This window comes from Clostridium sp. UBA5988 (genome assembly GCF_002435615.1).
Taxonomy (GTDB): Bacteria; Bacillota; Clostridia; order Clostridiales; family Clostridiaceae; genus Clostridium_J; species Clostridium_J sulfidigenes.
Genome location: NZ_DJBA01000026.1, coordinates 7,065 through 7,536, shown reverse-complemented (window position 1 = coordinate 7,536; position 472 = coordinate 7,065). Strand labels below are relative to the sequence as shown.

Sequence of the window (472 nt, the reverse complement as noted above, 5' to 3'; positions counted from 1 at the left end):
GCTAAGAACTCTGTTAATGAAAGTCTTCTCCAAGGATTTCATTAGAATCGAAGAGTTCCTTAGATTCATTGGCTAATTTTGTTGCTAGTTTTTTTGCCTTATAGGATAATTCTTTCATCTTTTCAATGTTATTATTCTTGTTTACCTTTATTAATTCCTTTTTTAATTGAAATAATTGTAGTGGAATAAGTGGATACATCTTTTTATGTATAAGTTCCTCATCTGAGTATTCCCAATACTTAAGCACGGGTACTGTATAATCAATTTCTTGACTATCAGGAAATACTATATTTAACCTTAATTTATCCTCTATATTTTTATTTTCTTCAAAAAATATGACCTTTTGTTTAGGAAAAATAATCTTCTTAATATGGCTACTTTCATCTGCTTCTTCCTTCGCCTTTTTAAAGCCATATTCAAACATTCTAACTATCATGGTGCTATCATTTCTAGTTTGAAATTCTAGGTGATA

1 pseudogene is annotated in these 472 nt (G+C 28.6%); it reads right to left on the bottom strand.

Annotated elements, in window-relative coordinates:
- Positions 1–13: 13 nt before the first annotated feature.
- Positions 14–472: pseudogene (locus B3J31_RS05960) on the bottom strand (hypothetical protein); the annotation flags it as partial.